Origin of the sequence: Planomonospora corallina, from assembly GCF_042650625.1 — a bacterium.
GTDB classification, from domain to species: domain Bacteria; phylum Actinomycetota; class Actinomycetes; order Streptosporangiales; family Streptosporangiaceae; genus Planomonospora_B; species Planomonospora_B corallina.
The window spans coordinates 15517-36017 of record NZ_JBHSBM010000024.1; the positions used below are offsets into that span (position 1 = coordinate 15517).

Consider the following 20501-nt stretch of genomic DNA (forward strand, 5'->3'; position numbering starts at 1 on the left):
CCGGACTGCCCGAGCCGTGGGCGGCGGCCGTACGGCGCGCGGCCCGCTCGCACGCGGGCGATCTGGAGGACGCGCTCGACCGGGCGGTGGCGACCACCTCGCTCGGCGCCTCCCGCAGGCCGCTGTGGTGGCGGGTGGCGGGAGCGGCGCAGTGGCTGGTGCTCGCGACGGCGGTGGCGGGCGCGCTCTGGCTGCTGGGCCTGGCCGTCCTGGACTACCTGCACCTGCCCGGGCCGCCCGTGCCGACCGCCGGCGAGCTGCCGTGGCCGACGCTGCTCCTGCTCGGCGGGCTGCTGCTCGGCGTCGTGCTCGCCCTGCTCTCCCGGGCCGCCGCCTGGCTCGGCGGGCGCCGCCGGGCCCGGAAGGCGGCCAGGGCGCTGCGTGCGAGCGTGGAACGGGTCGGCCGGGAGCTGGTGCTGGAGCCGGTGGCGGAGGAGCTGGCCCGCCACCGCCGCTTCACCGAGGCGCTGGCCAGGGTCCGGGCCGGCACGTAGGAACCGTGCGGAGACCCGCGCGGGCACCCCGTCCCTGCGGGAATCCGCGCAGGCACCCCGCGCAGGCACCCCGCGCAGGCACCTCGTGCGGGCACCCCGCATGGACGCGCGTGCGGGCATCCCGCGTGGACGTCCGTGCGGGCACCGTGGCCGGGCGGCCCGGGTGCCGACCCGGGTACCGGCCCGGCCGGCCGGGCGGAGGCGGTGCCCGCCGGGAGCCGCAGGGGGAGCTCACCCGCCGATCCGCTCCAGATCGATGATCACGTACTTCCCGTTGAGCGGGTACGCCACCATGCGCTCGTCACGTGTTCCGGAACGCATGGTGATCGACCCGCCCTCGGCGTCGGGGCGCAGTCCCAGCTCGCCGGATTCTCCGGTGACCTGGTCGTAGACGTACTGACCACCGTGCGTCACGGGCAGATGCACGGCGTAGAAGCGGTCGAGGGCCGGTTCCGCGGACGCCCCGCGGGGGAGGTCGCGCTCCCGCGACCCGTCGCGCGACCGGTGGAACGGCGTGTTGTCGCCCCGGTAGCCGGTGCACACCGTCACGCCGCATCTCACGTGCCGCTCGCCCGGGTGAACCGTCGCCCTGCTCACCTCGCCGGTCTCGACGTTGAGCAGCTCCTCGAAACTCGGCTCCCCGTCCGGCGTGTACTCACCGGGTGTGCCGACCCAGGGCCAGCGCAGGATGTGGTGCCGCTCGGCTCCCGGCACCGGTTCGACGGTCCCGCCCCCGAGGGGGACCGTGAAGACGCCGCCCTCGCTGAGGGAGAAGGCCAGCCTGCCGCCGGTCACGGTGAGCCGGTCGCCGCCTCCCCGGATCCGGCGGTCCGTGGCGATGGCCGTGGGCGTCCCGCCCTCGACCGGGACCGACCAGAACGTCGTGGCCACGGAGGCCGTGGTCTCGTCGCCGTCCTCGTCGTCGATCGTCTGCCAGACGATCCGCCCCTCGCCCACCGCGTAACCGGAGGCGAACACCCCCTTCGGCGTGCGGATGTCCACGATCTTGCGGGTCCGGCCGCTCTCCAGGTCGTAGGCGTAGAGCGCGTCGGCCTTCTCAAAGCTCTCCCACGTCTCCAGCAGCAGCGTGCGCTCGTCGATGAAGAGCCGGGGCTGGAACCTGCGCCCGCCGGGCAGCTTGGCCGGGATCTTCCAGACGGCCTGCGGCCAGACCTTCTCCACCGGCTCGGGCCGGGTGAGGGCCGGCGTCCCGGAGGGGACCGGCGCCCCGGACGGCGCTCCGGCCGTCGTCTCGGCGCTCGGCACCGTGGACGGGCCCAGGACCGGCGGCGCGGGATCGTTCCCGGCGCCGCGCACCGCCGCCCCGACCCCGCCCGAGACCAGGACGACGGCGGCGGCCGCCACCAGCGCCTGGGCACGCGCCCTGCGCCGCCGGGAGCGGGCCACGACGTGCGAGGAGAAGGAGCTCGGTGCGCGCGGCGCCTGCCCGGCGGCGTGGCCGAGGGTCGCGCGGAGGTCGTCTTCCAGGGCGTCGTGCGTCGCGGGCTCGTGCATCACAGGCTCCTGTCGGCGGCTGTCGGGTGCGGTACGGCGGAGCGGAGCCTGTTCAGGCCGAGCGAGGCGTGGCTGCGGACGGTCCCCCTGGAGACGCCGAGGATCCCGGCGATCTCCGCGTCCGTCAGCTGCTCGTAGTACCGCAGGACGAGTACGGTCCGCTGCTTGCGCGGCAGGGTGGCGAGCGCCTGCCAGAGCTCCTGCTCGACGCCGGAGGGCAGGGCGTCCTCGTGCGTGCTCTCCGGCGGTGCCCAGTCGAGGCGTTCGCGGCGCCGCAGCCGCCAGACGGTGACGTGCAGTCGTGCCATGGTCGTGCGGGCGTAGCTCTCCGGGTCGTGCTTGCGGCGCACCCGGGGCCAGGCGCGGTGGAGGCGGATCAGTGCCTCCTGGGTGAGGTCGGCCGCGTCGTGGGGATTGCCGCTGAGCACGTAGCCGTAGCGCAGCAGCGCGTCGGCCCGCTCGGCGACGAAGTCCGCGAAGCGGGAGTCGTCGTCCAATTGCCTCCACCTTCCTGAGACCGTCACACCTCAGACGGACCAAGGGGCGGAAGTGTTGAATCCCGCGGCTCCTTCAGAGGGTGCGGACCGCGCGGGCCGGGTTGCCGACGGCGACGACGTTCGCCGGCAGGTCGCGGGTGACCACGGCGCCCGCCCCCACGACGGTGTTCTCCCCGATCGTCACCCCGGGGCAGATGATGGCGCCACCACCCAGCCAGACGTTGTCCCCGATGGTGATCGGCCTGGCGGACTCCCACTTGGCCCGGCGCGGCTCGGGCTCGACCGGGTGGGTGGGGGTGAGCAGCTGCACGTTGGGGCCGATCTGCACGTCGGCGCCGATGTCGATGCGGGCGACGTCCAGCATGACGGCGCCGTAGTTGACGAACGCGCCGGGGCCGATGGTGATCTGGTGGCCGTAGTCGACGTACAGCGGCGGCCGGACGACGACGCCCTCTCCGACGCCGCCGAGCAGCTCCCGCAGCAGGGCGGCGCGGGTCTCCTGGTCGCCGGCGCGGGTGGCGTTGTACCGCTCGGCCAGCCGCTCGGCGCGCAGCAGGTCCGCGGCGAGTTCCGGGTCGTCGGCGATGTAGAGCTCCCCTGCGAGCATGCGCTCCTTCTGCTCTCCCACGGTCACGTCCCTTCTGCCCGGGTCCGGCGGCCCGAGCCGTACGGCAGGCGGTGCGCGGTGGCGGCCACCGTCCGGCGTACCCTCCGCCGTGCCCGGCACTCCGGCCCGCGCCCGTGCTGGACGTACGGCGTGCCGCTCGTCAGGGCACGGGACTCTGTCACGGCACGGCGACCGGGAACGGTACGGGGACCGGGAACGGTACGGGGACCGGGAACGGTACGGGGACCGGGAACGGTACGGGAGCCGGAGGAGCGGAGGGGCGGGCGGGAGCCCGGCGGGTCAGGGGGAGGGGACCTGGCGCAGGGCCGCGGCGGTGTGCCGGAGGGTGTCGAGCAGGGGGACCAGCAGGGGGTGGCGCTCGGCGCCGCGCCGTACGGCGGCGAAGACCCGGCGCTGCGGGCCCGCGACCGGGCGGATCACCACGCCGGACAGGTCCGCGCCGCGCAGCGCCAGGCGCGGCACCATCGCCACGCCCGCTCCCGCGCCGGCCAGGGCGACCACCGCGCGGAAGTCGTCGGAGGAGTGCGCGAACGCGGGGGTGAACCCGGCGTGCTCGCACGCCAGGGTGATCACGTCGTGGCAGGGGTTGCCCGGGTAGGGGCCGATCCAGGTCTCACCCGCCAGGTCCGCGACGGTGACCGTGCCCGGTGGCCGGGACGTGTCCGCCGGCTCCGCGCCCGCGGCGTCCGGCCCCGGGAGCGGGTCTCCGGCGGCTCCGGCGGCTCCGGCGGCTCCGGTGGAGGAGGAGAGGGGGTGGTCGCGGGGGAGGACGACGTCGAACGGCTCGGAGTAGAGCGGGATGCGGGACAGGCGCCGGTCGTCCTCACCCGGGGCGCCGCGGTACTCGACGGAGACGGCGACGTCCACCGCTCCGTCCAGCAGCATGGTGAGGCTCTGGTCGCCCTCGGCGTCCAGGACCCGGATCTGGATGCCCGGCTCCTTGTCCCGGAGCGTGCCGACCGCCGGGGCCACCACGAGGCCGATCGCGGTGGCGAAGGAGGCGACCGTCACCTCGCCCGCCGTGCCGGCGGTGTAGTCGGCGATGTCGGCCTCGGCCCGCTCCAGCCGGGCGAGGACCTCGTTGGCGTGATCGAGCAGGATGCGGCCGACGGCGGTGAGCCGCACGCCCCGGGCGTCGCGCTCCAGCAGCCGGTGGCCCACCTCGTGCTCCAGCGCGGCCAGCTGCTGGGAGACCGCGGAGGGCGTCAGGTGCAGTGCCGCCGCGGCGGCGGTGACCGTCCGGTGGTCGGCCACCGCGCGCAGGGTCCGCAGCCGCCGGGTGTCAATCACCCCATCATTGTCGGGCAGCGCACGCGGTGCGCGTACCCGGCGGACACCGGCCGGGGACGCGCACCTGCCTGCGGACACCTGCCTGCGGACACCTGCCTGCGGACACCGGCGTCCGCTCCGTGGACGGTCCGCCCCCTGGACGGCCCGCCCCCGGACGGCCGCCCGGGGGCGGGCCGTTCAGGGGGCGGCTGGACCGCTCACCGGACCAGGCCGAACGCGCCCCTGGCGAGGGAGAGCATCTCGGCGGCGGCGTTGCCCTCGTCGAGGGGCGCGCGGGTGTCGCTCGCCAGCGTGGTGACGACGTACGTCCGCCCCTTCGGGGTGCGACCGAGGTGCGCCATGGCGAGGACCCCGGGCTCGGAGCCGCCCTTGTACCAGACGGCCGGCCACGCGCCGGGGTCGAGGCCGAGCCCGGCGTCGTTGGCGGAGAGCACCTCGTGCAGCCGCGGGCTGTTCCGCTTGAGCAGGCCGGCGTAGGCGCGGCAGACGTCACGGGGGGAGGCGAACCACTCGAGGTCGTCGATCTTCCGAGGGTTCCGCCAGTCCTGGTACTCGGCGGCCGAGAGCGGGAGCCCGGCGACGACGTCCCTCAGGTAGGCGCGGCGGCCCTCGGCGCCGCGCGCCAGGTAGGCACGGGCGTGCCGGGGGTAGTCGACGGCCTTCAGCAGGAACCACTCACGGGTGGTGAGGAAGGGGATGTTCCGCGCCGCGTGGTCCGACCACTGGCGGACCTTCTTCTCCACCGCCCTGCGCCCGACCGTCTTGATGAGCAGGTCGGTGGCGGTGTTGTCGCTGATGGAGATCATCAGCTTGGCCGCCTCGTGGACCGTGACGCGGCTGTTGTCCGGCCGGGTGCCCAGGCCGTCCTCGGCGGGGACCTTCACGTCGGGCGTGACGGTGAGCTCGGTGTCCCAGCTCAGCCTGCCCGAGTGGACGCGGTCCACCACCGCGCCCAGCACGTAGAGCTTGAAGATCGACCCCAGCGGCCGGGCGGTGTCCGCGCCGACGCCGTGGACGGTCCTGCAGCGGCCCCGCCCGTCGATCTCGGAGGCGAGGAAGCCGGTCCGGGGCGCCACCTCGCGGAGCCGGGCGTCGAGTTCGGCCCAGCCGGTCGGAGCGGGCGGGATCAGGGGCGCCGCGCCCAGGAGATGGATCTTTCCTTCGGCGTCCACGCCGATCCGGAGCTCGAACTTCTGCCCGCCGACGATCGCCGTGCCGGTCAGGGCGGTCGGCGTGGCCGTGGTCAGCGCGTCGAGCCGGACGCCGGCCATGCCCTTGAGGAACCCGTTGAGGCCGTCGACGGTCACCTCCTTCAGGAAAGCGGCGTTGAAGTGCTGCTCGAGCTCGCTCGCGGCGAGCGGCGCCCGTCCCGCGGCCTCCAGCGCCCAGCGGAGCTGCCGCCCGGCCGGGCTGTCGGGGATCTCGGGGGCGGCATCGGCGACGGCCTGCCGCACGGGCGCCGCGGTGGCCTGCCGTACGGTGTCCGCGGCGGCGGGGAGCGTGCCGCCGAGGGTCAGGGGAGCGGCCACCGCGAGGGCGGCCAGGGCGAGGGCACGGGTCGTTCGGGGCCGGAAGCGCACGGATGTCTCCTTCACGAGCTGCGGTCCGCCACCACCGTCGCGGTGGTGGCCGTGATCAACACGCTAGGAAGGGCGCGGCGGGCGGGGTATCCGGCGGGCCGCCGCCTTCCGGGGTGCGGCCGTCCCCCGCGGATGTGCGGTCAACCTCATGGACGCCGGTCCGCCGGAGGGATCACACTGCGTTCCGTGCTCTCCCCGACCTCGATCCGTCTCCTCGCCGCCTCCATGGCGGTGACGGCGATCCTCGGCGCCGGCGCCGGCGCGGTGCTGGAGACGGGTTTCCCGATGCCGGCCGGCCAGTGGGCGTTCGTCCTGCTGACGCTGCTCCTGCCCGCGCTGGGCTGGCTCATCGCCCGCCGGCGGCCCCGCAACCCGTACGGCTGGCTGCTCCTGGCCACCGCGGACTGCCTGGGCCTGGGCGCCCTCGGCGTCGGCCTCCTGGTCTCCGCGGGGGCGGACGCGCCCAGAGGGCTGCTCGTGCTCGCCGCCCTGCTCGCCTCCCTCTTCGTCCCCTTCTACGGACTCTCCTGGGTGTTCGTCCCGCTGCTCTTCCCGGACGGACGGCTCCCCTCGCGGCGCTGGCGGGCAGGGGCGGTGATCGGCGGGGCGGCCATCGCCGTGCACTGGCTGGGCATACTGCTGGCCCCGGACCAGGTCTACGCCATCTCCCCGGTCGGCAACCCGCTCGGCGTCACCGGGCCGGGGGAGCTGGTCGTGGCCGGCCTGGGCGGGCTGGGACAGCTGACCGTCCTCGGCACGGCGCTGGCGGTGCTGGTCTCCCTCCTGGCCCGCATCCGCCGGAGCTCCGGCGCCGAGCGCCGCCGGCTCCGCTGGATGGCCGCAGGGCTCGCCGTCACCCTCGGCGGGTTCGTGCTCGCCACGTTCTTCATCGTCACGGAGTCGGCGGCGATCTGGGTCGGCCTCACCCCCGTGCTGGGCGCGCTGCCCGCCGTGATCGGGGTGACCGTGTTCCGGCACAACCTGCTCGACATCCGGGTGGGGCTGCGGGGGTCGCGGTTCTTCCTCGTCTTCGACCTGCGGCCCACGGTGGACGAGCTGCTGTCGGAGCTGGCACCCGAGCTGGAGGAGGCGGAGCCGGGCGAGCAGCTCGGCCGGCTGGCGGAGGCCGTACGGGCGGCGCTGGACGCCCGGTGGGCGGCCGTCACGCTCGCCGACGGCACCCGGGTCGTGGCCGGTGCGGAGGAGGGCGAGCCGGAGCTGACCGTCCCCGCGGGGCAGGGGCTCATCGCGTGCGGTCCCCGGGAGGGCGGCTTCAACGGCGAGGACCGGCGGCTGCTGCGCGCGCTGGCCGTACCGGTCGGGCTGGCCATCCAGAGCGCGGGGCTGGCCGCCCGGCTGGTCAACGCGCAGGAGGCCGAGCGGCGGCGGATCGAGCGCAACATCCACGACGGCGTGCAGCAGGAGATCGTCGCGCTCATCGCGGGGCTGGAGCTGGCCAGGGCGACCGGGGCCGACTCCGAGACGCTGGCGCTCCTGCGCGACCAGGCCCGGCAGACACTGGCCGACCTGCGGGAGCTGGCGGCGGGCATCCACCCGTCGGTGCTCAGCCAGGGGGGACTGGCCGAGGCACTGGAGGAGCGCTGCTCACGCCTCCCGGTGGCCTCGGCGCTCAGCGTCGAGCCGGAGCTGCGTGTGAGACGCTTCTCCGACGAGATCGAAGGGGCGGTGTACTTCACCGCGAGCGAGGCGCTCGCCAACGCGCTCAAGCATGCCCGCGCCACCGCCGTGGACGTACGGCTGACGCTCTCCGGCGGACGGCTGCAGGTCGCGGTCGTCGACGACGGCACGGGGTTCGACCCGAAGGCCGTCGCCCGGCGGGGCCTGGTGGCCCTCGCCGACCGGCTGGCCGCGCTCGGCGGCGGGCTGGACGTGGTGAGCGCGGCGGGAGAGGGGACGAGAGTGAGAGCGTGGGTGCCGGTCCATGAGTGATCCGCAGATTCCGCCGGTCCCGCAGGCCGGGACGGTCGCGTCGTCACCGGCGAGCGCTCGGGGAGCGTCGCCGTCACCGGAGCCTGCGCCGGTGCGGGCGCCGTCACCGGAGCCGTCACCGTCGCTGGAGCCGTCACCGTCGCTGGAACCGTCGCCGCCGTCGGGGCCCGAGCCGGGGCGGGCCCCGTCGCCTGAGGCGCCTCGTGTCGTCGTCGCCGACGACCACTACCTGGTCCGCGAGGGCGTCCGGCGGCTGCTGGAGACGTCCGGCGAGGCCGTCGTCGCCGGGACCGTGGGCAGCGCCGACGAACTGCTGGACGCCGTGCGCAGGCTCCGGCCGGATGTGGTGATCACCGACATCCGCATGCCGGGCGGTCCCTTCCGGGCGGGCTTCGAGGGCATCGACGCGGCGCACCGGATCCGCGGCGAGCACCCGGGGGTCGGCGTCGTGGTGCTCTCCCAGTTCGCCGACGCGCTCTACGCCTTCGAGCTGTTCAAGCACGGCACCGAGGGCTTCGCCTACCTGCTGAAGGACCGCGTCGGCGACCTGGAGGAGCTGCTCGGCGCGGTGCGGGCGGTGGCCTGCGGCGGCTCGGTCATCGACCCCAAGGTCGTGGAGGGCCTGCTGGCCCGCCGCGCCGTACGGGACGGCCGGGGGGAGGATCTGACCCCGCGCGAGCGCGACGTGCTGCGCGAGATGGCCCACGGCAGGTCCAACGGCGGCATCGCCCGGGCGCTCCACCTGTCGGTCTCGGCCGTCGAGAAGAACGTCAACTCGATCTTCATGAAGCTGGGGCTGGAGAGCAGCCCCGACACCCATCGGCGGGTGGCGGCGGTCCTGGCCTATCTCGGCGCGTAACCGCCCGTCCCCGCCGCCGTCTCGCCGGTCAGCCTGCGGGGCGGACGGCGTAGCCGCCGAGGGAGGGCTCGAGGAGGTCGAAGGCCGCGCCGATGTGGCCGGTGAGGGCCGCCGCGATCTCCTCGTTCCCCTGCCCCGCGATGGTACGGCGGAGCGTCTCGTCGAAGAGCAGCCGGTGGACGCCGCCGAGCTGGGCGGCGGCCACCCGGGGCAGGACGTCGTCCGGCCCGGCGCCGGTCTCCTCGGCGAGCGCCTCGGCCAGGGCTCTTTCCCGCTCGTCGTGGAACTCCCGCAGCCGGGCCGTCAGGGCGGGGCTGTCGTCGATCATCCGGGCGAACGCGGGACCGGAGAAGCCGATGACCGGGTCGTGCGCGGCGACCGCGGCCAGGTAGGCGCGGCGGAGCGCGGCCAGGGCGGACTCGCCGGGCGCCCTGCCGCGGACGGTCCGGGCCAGGGACTGCACGAACTCGCCGCCCAGGTCGAAGACCAGGTCCTCCTTGCGCGGGAAGTAGTTCGTCACCGTCATCTTGGCCACCTGCGCGGCCTCCGCCACCTCGGCGATCGTCACCTTGTCGAAGCCGCGCTCCAGGAACAGCCGGGTGGCCTGGTGGGAGATGTTCTCCCTGGTCTGGCGCTTCTTCAGCTCTCGGAGGCTCGTCTTCTGCGTGCTCATGCGTCCACCATACATCGGATCGACATAAATTAATCCTTGACATAAATCTATGTCCGACCTAAGTTTAGGTCTTGCCAGCCGATCCCGGCTCGCGTGACCGTCGGAAAGGACGTGCCTTTGACCGCTACCGCCCTCGCCCCCCGCCCTGCCCGCCCCACGAAGGGAGCCGTCGACATCGACCCGGTGAAGGACTACCTCCGGCAGATCGGGCGCACCCCGCTGCTCACCGCCGAGCAGGAGGTGGCGCTGGGCGAGCGCATCGAGGCCGGGAGGCTCGCCCGGGAGCGTCTCGCGGCCGAGGGCGGCGGGGCGGACCCCGCCGAGCGGCGCGAGCTGGAGAGGCTGGTCGCCGACGGCCGCCGCGCCAGGGACCACATGGTCGAGGCCAACCTGCGGCTGGTCGTCTCGATCGCCAGGCGCTACGCCGCCGCCGGCGGACTGCCGCTCCTGGACCTGGTCCAGGAGGGCACCATCGGCATGATGCGCGCGGTGGAGAAGTTCGACCACCGGCGCGGGCTGAAGTTCTCCACCTACGCCACCTGGTGGATCAAGCAGGCGATCGGCCGCGGGCTGGCCGACCAGAGCCGGACGATCCGCCTCCCGGCGCACGTGGTCGAGGACCTCAACCGGGTCGTCCGCGCCCGGCGCGCGATCTCGCAGGAGCTGGGCCGCGAGGCCGGCCCGCAGGAGGTTGCGGCCGAACTCGGCCTGACCCCCGAGAAGGTCGAGCGGCTGCTCGGGCACGACCGCGAGCCGGTTTCGCTGCACACCCGGATCGGCGACGACGGCGACGCCGAGCTGGGCGACCTCATCGAGGACGGCGCGGAGGATCCGGCCGACGCCGTCGCCTCGTCGATGCTGCGGGGGCAGCTGGACGCGGTGCTGGAGACCCTGACCGGGCGGGAGGCGGATGTGATCTCGCTCCGCTTCGGTCTGGACGACGGCGAGGCCAAGACCCTCGAGGAGGTGGGCAGGCGGTTCGGTGTGACGCGCGAGCGCATCCGCCAGATCGAGGCCGCCGGGATGCGCAAGCTCCGGCGGCCCTCCCGCGCCCGCGCCCTCGCCGACCTGCTGGCCTGAGTCTCCGCCGGCCTGAGTTTCCGCCGGTCCGAGTCTCCGGCGGCCTGAGCACCGGGCGGCCCGGTTCCCCGGCCGCCCTCTGGACCGTCCACCCGAAGAAGAGGAGCCCACATGCAGTCCACGATCCCCGACCCCGCCACGGTGCACCCGCTGGCCGAGCACCCGCGCGTGGTGCTGCTCAGGCCGCTGGTCCGCGACCCGCGCATCGAGGTGGGCGAGTTCACCTACTACGACGACCCCGAGCACGCGACCGAGTTCGAGACGCGCAACGTGCTGTACGGCTACGGCCCGGAGAAGCTGGTCATCGGCAAGTACTGCGCGATCGCCTCCGGCACCCGCTTCCTCATGGCGGGGGCCGAGCACCCCACCATGGGCGTGTCGACCTTCCCGTTCACGATGTTCGGCGGGAGCTGGACCGAGGCCACGCTCGACCTGGTCACCGGCATGCCCAGCCGCGGCGACACGGTGGTGGGCAACGACGTGTGGTTCGGCTACGGGGCCACGGTCATGCCCGGCGTGCGGATCGGCGACGGCGCGATCATCGCGGCGGGCGCCGTGGTCACCGCCGACGTCCCGCCGTACACGATCGTGGGCGGCAACCCGGCCCGGCCCATCCGCGCCCGCTTCGAGCCGGACGACGTGGCCAGGCTGCAGCGCGCGGCCTGGTGGGACTGGCCGGTCGAGCTGGTGACCGAGCACGTCCGCGTCATCATGGCCGGCACCCCTGCCGAGATCGAGGCCATCGCGGACAGGGAGCTCCCGTAGGGGCGCCCGCGACTGCTCTCTGGAGCCGGCGCGGGCGCGGGACCGGAGGCTCAGCCGCGGGCGGTGACGAACGCCGCCACCGCGCGGTCGACGTCCTCGGTGGAGTGGGCGGCCGAGAGCTGGACGCGGATGCGGGCCTGGCCGTGCGGGACCACCGGGTAGGAGAAGCCGATCACGTAGATCCCCTGGTCGAGCAGGCGCTCCGCCATCGCCGCCGCCTCGGCCGCGTCGCCGATCATCACCGGGACGATCGGGTGGTCGCCGGGCAGGATGCTGAAGCCCTCGGCGGTCATGCGGGTGCGGAACCGCTCGGTGTTGGCGCGCAGCCGGTCGCGGGCCTCGCTGTGGTCGGCCACCAGGTCCAGCACCCGGAGCGAGGCGGCGGCGATCACCGGGGAGAGCGAGTTGGAGAACAGGTAGGGGCGTGAACGCTGGCGCAGCAGCGCGCAGATCTCCGCCCGGGCCGCCGTGTAGCCGCCGCTCGCCCCGCCGAGGGCCTTGCCGAGCGTGCCGGTGATGATGTCGACCCGGTCGCGCACGCCGAACAGCTCGGGGGTGCCCGCGCCGGTCGCGCCGACGAAGCCCACCGCGTGCGAGTCGTCGACCATGACCATCGCGCCGTACCGGTCGGCCAGGTCGCAGATCTCGTCCAGCGGCGCGACGTAGCCGTCCATGGAGAACACGCCGTCGGTGACGATCAGCTTCCGGCGGGCGTCGGACGCCTCCTTGAGCCGGGCCTCCAGCTCGGCCATGTCGCGGTTGGCGTAGCGCAGGCGGCGGGCCTTGCACAGCCGGATGCCGTCGATGATGCTCGCGTGGTTGAGGGCGTCGGAGATCACCGCGTCGCGGTCGTCGAGCAGCGTCTCGAAGACGCCGCCGTTGGCGTCGAAGCAGGAGCTGTACAGGACGGTGTCCTCCTGGCCGAGGAACGCCGAGAGGCGCGCCTCCAGCTCCTTGTGGACCTCCTGGGTGCCGCAGATGAACCGGACCGAGGCCATGCCGAAGCCCCAGCGGTCCAGCGCCTCCTTGGCCGCGGCGATCACCTCGGGGTGGTCGGCCAGGCCCAGGTAGTTGTTGGCGCAGAAGTTCAGCACCTCGCGGGTCCCGCCCCCGCCGCCCGGTACGGCGGCGCCCGCCGCGGTGGCCCCGGGCACGGCGCCGCCGGTCGCCACGGCGATGCCGGCGCGCTGCGGGGTGGTGATGATCCGCTCGGGCTTGAGCAGCCCGGCGGAGACGATCTCGTCGAGGGTCGCGCGCAGGTCGTCGCGGACGTCGTCGAACATCAGGCGGTCCAATCCATGATGATCTTTCCGGTCCTTCCGCTGGCCGCGGTGTCGAAGGCGGCGTCGAAGTCGCGGTAGGAGAAGCGGTCGGTGATGACGGGGGAGAGATCGAGGCCCTTCTCCAGCAGGACCGACATGTTGTACCACGTCTCGAACATCTCCCGGCCGTAGATGCCCTTGATGGTGAGCATCGAGGTCACGATCGTCGCGAAGTCGACCGCGAACTCCTCGGCGGGCAGGCCCAGCATGGCGATCTTCCCGCCGTGCGTCATGGTGGCGATCATGTCGCGGAGCGCCCGGGGGTTCCCCGACATCTCCAGGCCCACGTCGAAGCCCTCGCGCATGCCCAGCCGCGCCATGCCGTCGGAGATGGGGTGCTCGCCGACGTTCAGCGCCAGGGTGACGCCGAGCTTGTCGGCGATGGCCAGCCGCTCGGGGCTCAGGTCGGTGATGACGACGTTGCGCGCGCCGACGTGCGTGGCGACCGCCGCCGCCATCAGCCCGATGGGCCCCGCGCCGGTGATCAGCACGTCCTCGCCGACCAGCGGGAACGACAGGGCGGTGTGCACGGCGTTGCCGAACGGGTCGAAGATCGCCGCGATGTCGGGGTCCACCGGGGTGCGGTGCACCCACACGTTCGAGGCGGGCAGCACCACGTACTCGGCGAAGGCGCCGTCGCGGTTCACCCCGAGCCCGACGGTGTTGCGGCACAGGTGCCGCCGTCCGGCCATGCAGTTGCGGCACTTGCCGCAGACGATGTGGCCCTCGCCGCTGACCAGGTCGCCGACCGCGATGTCCGTGGCGCCCTCGGGGCCCGGCCCGATCTCGACGACCTCGCCGCAGAACTCGTGCCCGACGACGAGCGGCGTGCGCAGCGTCTGCCGCGCCCAGGCGTCGAAGCTCCGGATGTGCAGGTCCGTGCCGCAGATCCCGGTGCGCAGCACCCGGATCAGCACCTCGCCCGGCCCGACCTCGGGCTCCGGCACGTCCACCAACCACAGGCCAGGCTCGGCCCGCTCCTTGACCAGCGCTTTCATCTCAGGTCCCCCCTCGTCTTCCGACCTTACGCACTGTGCCGGGCCGACTCCGCCGGTGTCCATCGCGCTTTTCTTAACCCGGGCAACAGCCTGGCTTCACGCCGGAGCGGCCGTGCCGTACGGCGGGCGGGCCGGGGGATCGGGCCAGGGGGATCGGCGGCGCCGTACGGCCGGGGTCCACGCCGGGGTCTACGCGCAGGTCCGGTGCCGGGGCCTGCGGCGCAGGTCCGATGCCGGGGTCTACGCGGAGGTCCGGCTCCGGAACAGCACGGCGGCGGCCGGGATGCCGACCGCCACCCCGGCGGCGAGCCAGGCGGCGGCGGTCCACCCGGCGTCGCCCATGGGCCGGTCGAGCAGGAGCGCGCGCAGCGCCTCCACGACCGGGGTGACCGGCTGGTGCTCGGCGAAGCTCCGGAGCGGGCCCGGCATGGTCTCCGCCGGGACGACGCCGTCCGAGAGGTACGGGAAGAAGATCGCGATGAAGCTGAACACGCCGGCGGCCTGCGAGGAGCGGACGAGCAGCCCCCAGGTGGCCGCGAGCGCCGAGACCGCCAGCACGTACCCGACGACGAGGGCCAGCGCCGGCGCCCACTCGGCGGCGGTGGCCCGGGGCCGGAACCCCAGGGCGACCGCCACGGCCAGGGCTATCACGGTGGCCAGCACGTTGCGGAGCAGCGAGGCGGCGACATGGCTCGCGGGCACCGTCCAGCCGCTGATCGGCAGGGTCCGGAAGCGGTCGATCATGCCCTTGGTCATGTCCTCCGCGATGTTCACGGCGGTCAGCGCGGCGCCGTACCCGCCGGCCATGAGCAGCACGGCCGGGACGACGAAGTCGATGTAGTCCAGTCCGCTGGACCCGGTGGTGATCGCCCCGCCGAAGACGTAGACGAACAGGATCATGATGATCACCGGCAGGGCGATGTTCACGATGAGGGCGTCGGGGGTGCGCAGCTCGTGGCGGAGCGCCCGGACGACGAGGCGGCGCAGGTCGCTCGCGGCCGTGCCGCGCGGGGGGTCCGGCACGGGGTCCGCGCCGGTGGGCGCCGTGGTGGCGGTGCTCGTGCCGCTGCTCATGCCGCTGCCTCCGTGAGCTCGAAGAAGACGTCGTCCAGGGTGGGGGTGCGCAGGCCGACCTGCTCGACGGCGATGCCCTCCCGGTGCAGCAGGTCCAGCGTGCGGCGCAGGTGGTCGGGGTCGTGGACGGCGAGGACGACCTCGCGCGCGTCCGCGTCGAGGCGGGTCCCGGTCCCGTCCTCCGCGCCCGCCGACAGGGCGGCGCCGGCGCGGGACACGTCCTCGGGCCGGGCCAGGCGCAGCGTCAGCCGCTCGCTGCCCACCTGGCGCTTGAGCGCGGCCGGGGTGTCGTCGGCGACGATCCGGCCACCGTGGATCACCGCGATGCGGTCGGCGAGCCGGTCGGCCTCCTCCAGGTACTGGGTGGTCAGCAGGATGGTGGTGCCCGAGGCGAGCAGCTCGCGGATCACCGCCCACAGCTCCGCCCGGCTGCGCGGGTCGAGGCCGGTGGTGGGCTCGTCGAGGAAGAGGATCCGGGGGGCGGCCACCATGCTCGCGGCGAGGTCGAGCCGGCGGCGCATCCCGCCGGAGTAGGTCCCGGCCAGGCGGTCCGCGGCGGCGGTGAGGTCGAAGCGGTCGAGGAGCTCGGCCGCCCTGCGCCGGGCCTCGCGCCGGCCCAGGTGGTACAGGCCGGCGAACATCTCCAGGTTCTCCTTCCCGGTGAGCAGGTCGTCCACGGTGGCGTGCTGGGTGGTCAGGCCGATGCTCCGGCGCACCGCGGCGCCCTCGCGCACGATGTCGTGGCCGCCCACCGCGGCGGTGCCGCCGTCCGGGGCGAGCAGCGTGGTCAGGATCCGGACCGTCGTCGTCTTGCCCGAGCCGTTCGGCCCGAGCAGGGCCAGCAGGGACCCGGCCGGGACGGTGAGGTCCACTCCGTCGAGCACCTGTGTGGCGCCGAACGACTTGCGCAGGCCGCGCGCCTGGATCGCGACGTCTCTCATGAGTCCTCCCTTCTGTGTGCGAGGTACTGTATAAGCAATATACAGATAAATCTATATCGCGTACACAGTTTTTGTTCCGGCGCCGGTGATCGGCACGAGGTGACCGGAGAATGGGGCATCCTGGTTCGACCGGATGGCGAAGGAAGGTCCATCGGGGACCTGGAGGAAGGGGGCCGATGGTGCGGGAGCGGACGCTGCCCCCCGTCCTGGCACGGATGTGGGGACGCGAGCCGGTGTCGAACCGGGGTCCGAAGCCGCGCCTGGACCTGGCGACGATCGCCGCCGCGGGCGTCGAGATAGCCGACGCCGAAGGGCTGGCGGGCGTCTCGATGAGCGGCGTCGCCGCACGGGTGGGCGTGACGACGATGGCGCTGTACCGGTACGTCGGGAGCAAGGACGAGCTGCTGATCGCCATGGCGGACCACGCCGTCCCCGACCCCCCCGAGCGGGGCGGGCTGTCCTGGCGGGACTACCTGACCGTCTGGACGCGGGCCAACCGCGACTTCCTGCTGGCCCATCCGTGGATGCTCGCCCTCGCGCGGACCTCCCCCCCGATGGGCCCGCGGAGCATGCGCTGGCTGGACCGGGGGATGGCCGCGCTCGCGGACACGGGACTGGACGAGGGGGAGCGGCTCAACGCGGCGACCGCCCTCAACGGCTACGCGCTGTCCGACACCGCGCTCGTGTACGGGATGAGCAGCGGGAACCGGCATCTCGACGAGGCCGGGATCACGGGCGCCGCCGACTACGGCGAGGTGCTCGCCGAGGTCCTCGACCCGGAGGAGTACCCCGCGCTGTCGGCGGCGGTGCGCTCCGGTGTCTTCGGCGGAGCCGAGGGCTGGACGGAGGACGCCGACTTCCGCTTCGGCCTCGACCTGCTGCTCGACGGGATCGAGGCGATGATCGCCCGGCGCGCGTAGAAGGTCCGCCCGGGACGGGGAGAAGGGCCGGGCGGAATGGGGAGAAGGCCCCTCCTGGGAGCGGGAGGGGCCTTCTCGTGGGATCGGCCCGGTGGGCCGGACCGGCCGGCGGGGAAGGAGCGCGGCCGGTGCGGGGGTCAGCTCGTGGGGAAGTCGTCCGCGGTGCGGATGCGGTCGCGGATGTAGACGCCCGACGGGTTGAGCGACCCGGTGCCCGCGAAGGCGCCGGCCGAGCAGGTGCCCGGCTTGAAGGCGGCGCTGCTCTCGGGGGCGTCGGAGTAGGTCCAGTTGGCGTAGCCGATCTTCAGCTGGTCCAGCATGTCGATCCACGCGGCGGTGCTGGCGAGGTCGACCTCGCCGTTGCCGCTGGCCGTCACCGTGCCGAACTCCGAGACGAAGAGCGGGAGCTTCGCCGCGGCCCGGCTCACCACGGCCCGGTAGTTGTCCTTGTGCGAGGCGGCGTAGAAGTGGAAGGCGTACATGATGTTCTTGGCGTTGACCGGGTTGTTGACGATCTCGGTCTCGTTGGAGCCCTCCGAGACGCCCAGCGACGACCACGCCCGGGTGCCGACGATGACGACCGCGTCCGGGTCCGCCGCGCGGATCACCGGGATGACCTGCTCGGCGTAGCTCTTGATCGAGGCCCAGCTCACCCCGTTGGGCTCGTTGGCGATCTCGTAGATGACATTGTCCTTGCCCGCGTTGCGGGCGGCGACCGAGGCGAAGAAGGTCTTGGCCCGGGCCAGGTTGTAGTTGGGGTCGCCCGGCGTCAGCGTGTGGAAGTCGATGATCGCGTACATGCCGCGCGCGGTGGCCATGTCGACGTACTTGTTCACCTGCTCGGTGAAGGCGGCCGGGTTGGTCTCGTACCCGCCCTCCTGCACGTACATGGAGACCCGGAAGAGGTCGGACTTCCAGTCGTTGGCGAGCGCGTCCAGCGAGGCGTCGATGTAGCACTTGGGGAACCACTGGATGCCGTGGGTGCTCATGCCGCGCAGCTGGACGGGGCGGTTGTACTGGTTGCAGAGGTGGACGCCGCAGACGTGCAGCTTGCCGTTGATCCCGACGGGCGTGCCGGTGGCCGGGGCCTTCGTCGGGGTCGCCGTGGGGGCCGGGGAGGCCGTGCGGGTGGCGGTCGGCGTGGGCGTGGGCGTCGCCGTGCGGGTCGCCGTGGGCGTCGGCGCCGGGGAGGCCGTGCGGGTGGCGGTCGGCGTGGGCGCCGCGGTGGCCGTGCGGGTCGGCGTCGGCGCGGCGGTGGCCGTGCGGGTGGGGGTGGGCGTCGGCGTGACGGTCGGCGGCGCGGGCGGCCTGGTGGCGGTGTCGTTGCAGGTGACGCCGTTGAGGGTGAACGTCGCCGGGATCGGGTTGCCGCCGGTCGTGCTCCCGATGAACCCGATGTGCGCCTCGCCGCCGCTGGCCAGCGACTTGTTGTAGCCCACGTTGCTCGCGGTGACGGCGGTGCCCTTCTGGTCGTAGACCGCCGACCAGCCGTTGCCGACCTTCTGGCCGGAGCTCGGGAAGGAGAAGCCCAGCTTCCAGCCGTCGATGGCGCCGCCGAGGTTCTTGACGGTGATGTTGGCGCTGAAGCCGCCCGGCCAGCTGCTGGTGGTGTAGGTGACCGCGCAGCCCGCGGCGGTGGCCATGGCGCCACCGGCCGGGACGGCGGCCAGCGAGCCGAGCGCGAGCGCGACGGTGGCGCCGATCCTCAGGAATCCGCGGCGCGGACGCGCGAGAGGTTTCACGACGATGGCCTTTCGTGTTCTGTTCAGCCCGGGTGAGGAGGGGCCGCGCATGGTCGTCGGCACTCGGCTCCTCAGGGGACAAAGGACGGGCCCCGGCCGCCGGCGACCTGCCGGGATCACGGAACCCGGGGGATTTCTAGCAGGTCGCGCACCATGTGACATATCGGACTGTTGTGGCTGTTCGGTGCCGTGCGGGCCGGGAATCCGCCGGATCCCCTCTCCTCCCTGGTCATTCGCCGTCCTCGGGTACGGCGCTCGGCCGTAACGGGCGCATGAAACTTTCATTCCGGACGCGCCCCGGCGGCCCGGCGGACGGGCTCCGGCGGGAGCGGACGGCCGGCCCCGTACGGCGGGCGGAGCGGAACCACACGGAACCGCCGTACGGCCGGGCGCGGGGCCGTACGGCGGACAGGTGGGCGGGGAAGGGTCGGGATGGGAGGAACAGGGAAGGCCGGGAGCCTGAGGAGGCTCAGGAGCCGGGGCGGCGGGTCTGCTCCTGCTGGGGCGCGTGCTCCTCGGTCAGGTGGGCCAGCGCGTCCGGCGTGACCGGGCCGGGGCCGAGCTGCCGGGGACCACCGCTGGTGGGGTCGGCGTCGGCGGCCTCCGCGACCGCCTCGGCGGCGGCCCGCTGAGCCTGGGCGGCCTCCTGCTCCGCCTCCCGGTCGTGCCGGGGGACCTCGCGGGTGGCGGCGGAGCGGGGCAGCGACTCGGTGAAGGCCCGCGAGACGTTCTGCAGCGCGGAGGTGACCTCACCGGGGATGACCCAGAAGGTGTTGCCCTCGCCCTTGGCCAGCTCCGGCAGCACCTGCAGGTACTGGTAGGCCAGGAGCTTGGGGTCGGGGTCGTTGCGGTGCACGGCCTGGAAGACCTCGTCGATGGCCTGGGACTGGCCCTGCGCCTTGAGGATCGCGGCGCTCCGCTCGCCCTCGGCCCGCAGGATGGCGCTCTGCTTGTCGCCCTCGGCGGTGAGGATCTGCGACTGGCGCTGGCCCTCGGCGGTGAGGATGGCGGCGCGCTTGTCCCGCTCGGCGCGCATCTGCTTCTCCATCGCGTCCTTGATGGTCTGCGGCGGGTCGATGGCCTTGATCTCGACCCGGTTGACCCGGATGCCCCACTTGCCGGTGGCCTCGTCCAGCACGCCGCGGAGCTGGCTGTTGATCGTGTCGCGGGAGGTGAGGGTCTTCTCCAGGTCCATCGAGCCGATGACGTTGCGCAGCGTGGTGACGGTGAGCTGCTCGATCGCCTGGATGTAGTTGGCGATCTCGTAGGCCGCCGCGCGCGGGTCGGTGATCTGGAAGTACAGGACCGTGTCGATCTCGACGACGAGGTTGTCCTCGGTGATCACCGGCTGCGGGCGGAACGAGACGACCTGCTCGCGCAGGTCGAGCACGGGGTAGACCCGGTCGATGTACGGGATCACGAAGTTCAGGCCGGGCTGCAGCGTCCGGTGGTAGCGGCCGAGCCGCTCGACGTTGCGGGCCCGGGCCTGCGGCACGATCCGCACCGACTTCAGGACGGTGAACACCGCGAACAGGACGACGAGCACGCCGACGACCAGTGCTGGATCCATATGGGGTCACTCCCTCGGGTAGACGAGCGCGGTCGCGCCCTCGATCTCCATGACGTCGACGGCCGCCCCGGCCGGGATCACCAGCGTCTCGTCGTAGGCCCGGGCCGACCACTCCTCGCCGCCGATCCGGATCCGGCCGTCCCGGCCGGTGACCTCGCTCGTCACGTAGGCGGTCTTCCCGATGAGGGCCTGCACGCCGAACTGCTGACTGGGCGGGGGCGGCATGAGGTGCCGCTTGGCGATGGGCCGGACCACGGCCACGCCGGCGCCGAGGGCGCCGGCGAAGACGATCAGTTGGAGCGGGACCGGGAGGCCGAGCAGCGCGGCTAGGGCGGTGACCAGCGCCGCTCCGCCGAGCAGGCCGAGAGCGGTGGTCAGAGTGAAGATCTCGGCGACACCCAGCACCACCGCGAGAACCAACCAGATGACCCAGTCCTCCATGTACCGGCCCTCCTGCCCCGTTAACGACTCCGACGCCCGGCGAGTTCCCGCTTCCACCGTATGCCGGGACCGTCGCGGATGTCAGGAGCCGGTACGGCGGGGCCGCCCGGCGCGGGCCGGAGGCCGCGGCCTGGAACGGGCCGGGGACCGCCGCCGGGCACG

18 protein-coding genes and 1 pseudogene are annotated in these 20501 nt (G+C 73.7%); 6 read left to right on the top strand and 13 right to left on the bottom strand.

The genetic code is table 11. The features are described from left to right. Nucleotides 1-494: pseudogene (locus tag ACFOWE_RS21115) on the top strand (ABC transporter); the annotation flags it as partial. A gap of 231 nt (nt 495-725) precedes the next feature. On the opposite strand, the gene ACFOWE_RS21120 reads toward ACFOWE_RS21115, so the two are convergent. The 5 genes from ACFOWE_RS21120 to ACFOWE_RS21140 form a co-directional block, all read right to left on the bottom strand. Then, nucleotides 726-2009 carry a hypothetical protein gene (locus tag ACFOWE_RS21120; protein WP_377290416.1) on the bottom strand — a complete coding sequence of 428 codons (1284 nt, stop codon included), beginning with the start codon at nt 2007-2009 and terminating at the stop codon, nt 726-728. Continuing rightward, nucleotides 2009-2506: a SigE family RNA polymerase sigma factor gene (locus ACFOWE_RS21125; protein ID WP_377290418.1), complete on the bottom strand. Its 498-nt coding sequence runs from the start codon at nt 2504-2506 to the stop codon at nt 2009-2011. The genes ACFOWE_RS21120 and ACFOWE_RS21125 overlap by 1 nt, the downstream gene beginning before the upstream one ends. Before the next feature lie 73 nt (nt 2507-2579). Beyond that, a complete protein-coding gene (locus tag ACFOWE_RS21130) occupies nt 2580-3113 on the bottom strand; it encodes a sugar O-acetyltransferase (RefSeq protein ID WP_377290758.1) in 534 nt (177 codons plus the stop codon). A gap of 300 nt (nt 3114-3413) precedes the next feature. Further along, a complete protein-coding gene (locus ACFOWE_RS21135) occupies nt 3414-4424 on the bottom strand; it encodes a LysR family transcriptional regulator (RefSeq protein ID WP_377290419.1) in 1011 nt (336 codons plus the stop codon). A 197-nt stretch (nt 4425-4621) separates the two neighbouring features. Beyond that, entirely contained in the window at nt 4622-6004 is a 1383-nt protein-coding gene (locus ACFOWE_RS21140) for a serine hydrolase (protein WP_377290421.1), read from the bottom strand. Nucleotides 6005-6190: 186 nt separating this feature from the next. Here ACFOWE_RS21140 and ACFOWE_RS21145 point away from each other — a divergent pair, with 186 nt between their 5' ends. Together ACFOWE_RS21145 and ACFOWE_RS21150 are read left to right on the top strand one after the other, a co-directional pair. Then, on the top strand, nt 6191-7954 hold the full coding sequence (locus ACFOWE_RS21145; RefSeq protein ID WP_377290423.1) for a sensor histidine kinase: 1764 nt from the start codon (nt 6191-6193) through the stop codon (nt 7952-7954). Between the two features lie 91 nt (nt 7955-8045). Continuing rightward, nucleotides 8046-8813, top strand: coding sequence for a response regulator transcription factor (locus tag ACFOWE_RS21150; protein WP_377290425.1), 768 nt, complete (start codon nt 8046-8048; stop codon nt 8811-8813). Between the two features lie 28 nt (nt 8814-8841). On the opposite strand, the gene ACFOWE_RS21155 is transcribed toward ACFOWE_RS21150, so the two are convergent. Further along, on the bottom strand, nt 8842-9486 hold the full coding sequence (locus ACFOWE_RS21155) for a TetR/AcrR family transcriptional regulator (RefSeq protein ID WP_377290427.1): 645 nt from the start codon (nt 9484-9486) through the stop codon (nt 8842-8844). Between the two features lie 117 nt (nt 9487-9603). Here ACFOWE_RS21155 and ACFOWE_RS21160 point away from each other — a divergent pair, with 117 nt between their 5' ends. After that, complete coding sequence (locus tag ACFOWE_RS21160; protein ID WP_377290429.1) at nt 9604-10566, top strand: sigma-70 family RNA polymerase sigma factor; 963 nt, start codon at nt 9604-9606, stop codon at nt 10564-10566. Between the two features lie 111 nt (nt 10567-10677). After that, on the top strand, nt 10678-11331 hold the full coding sequence (locus ACFOWE_RS21165) for a CatB-related O-acetyltransferase (RefSeq protein ID WP_377290431.1): 654 nt from the start codon (nt 10678-10680) through the stop codon (nt 11329-11331). A gap of 50 nt (nt 11332-11381) precedes the next feature. Here ACFOWE_RS21165 and ACFOWE_RS21170 read toward each other — a convergent pair whose 3' ends face one another. The 4 genes from ACFOWE_RS21170 to ACFOWE_RS21185 all read right to left on the bottom strand — a co-directional run bounded on the left by ACFOWE_RS21170 (nt 11382) and on the right by ACFOWE_RS21185 (nt 15666). Beyond that, entirely contained in the window at nt 11382-12614 is a 1233-nt protein-coding gene (locus tag ACFOWE_RS21170) for a glycine C-acetyltransferase (RefSeq protein WP_377290760.1), read from the bottom strand. After that, entirely contained in the window at nt 12614-13651 is a 1038-nt protein-coding gene (gene tdh, locus ACFOWE_RS21175; protein ID WP_377290433.1) for an L-threonine 3-dehydrogenase, read from the bottom strand. Before tdh ends, ACFOWE_RS21170 begins: the two co-directional genes overlap by 1 nt. A 240-nt stretch (nt 13652-13891) precedes the next feature. Beyond that, entirely contained in the window at nt 13892-14725 is an 834-nt protein-coding gene (locus ACFOWE_RS21180; protein WP_377290435.1) for an ABC transporter permease, read from the bottom strand. Beyond that, nucleotides 14722-15666, bottom strand: a complete 945-nt coding sequence (locus ACFOWE_RS21185; protein ID WP_377290437.1) for an ATP-binding cassette domain-containing protein — start codon at nt 15664-15666, stop codon at nt 14722-14724. The genes ACFOWE_RS21180 and ACFOWE_RS21185 overlap by 4 nt, the downstream gene beginning before the upstream one ends. Nucleotides 15667-15842: 176 nt before the next feature. Between ACFOWE_RS21185 and ACFOWE_RS21190 the strand changes: the two genes are divergently transcribed. After that, entirely contained in the window at nt 15843-16586 is a 744-nt protein-coding gene (locus tag ACFOWE_RS21190) for a TetR/AcrR family transcriptional regulator (protein WP_377290439.1), read from the top strand. Nucleotides 16587-16723: 137 nt separating this feature from the next. On the opposite strand, the gene ACFOWE_RS21195 is transcribed toward ACFOWE_RS21190, so the two are convergent. From ACFOWE_RS21195 to ACFOWE_RS21205, 3 genes are all read right to left on the bottom strand, one after another. Then, complete coding sequence (locus ACFOWE_RS21195) at nt 16724-18328, bottom strand: cellulase family glycosylhydrolase (protein WP_377290441.1); 1605 nt, start codon at nt 18326-18328, stop codon at nt 16724-16726. A 469-nt stretch (nt 18329-18797) separates the two neighbouring features. Next, the gene (locus ACFOWE_RS21200; protein ID WP_377290443.1) at nt 18798-19898 is read right to left on the bottom strand and encodes an SPFH domain-containing protein; all 1101 of its coding nucleotides are present in this window, start codon (nt 19896-19898) and stop codon (nt 18798-18800) included. Nucleotides 19899-19904: 6 nt separating this feature from the next. Beyond that, nucleotides 19905-20339, bottom strand: coding sequence for an NfeD family protein (locus ACFOWE_RS21205; RefSeq protein WP_377290445.1), 435 nt, complete (start codon nt 20337-20339; stop codon nt 19905-19907). Nucleotides 20340-20501 lie beyond the last annotated feature (162 nt).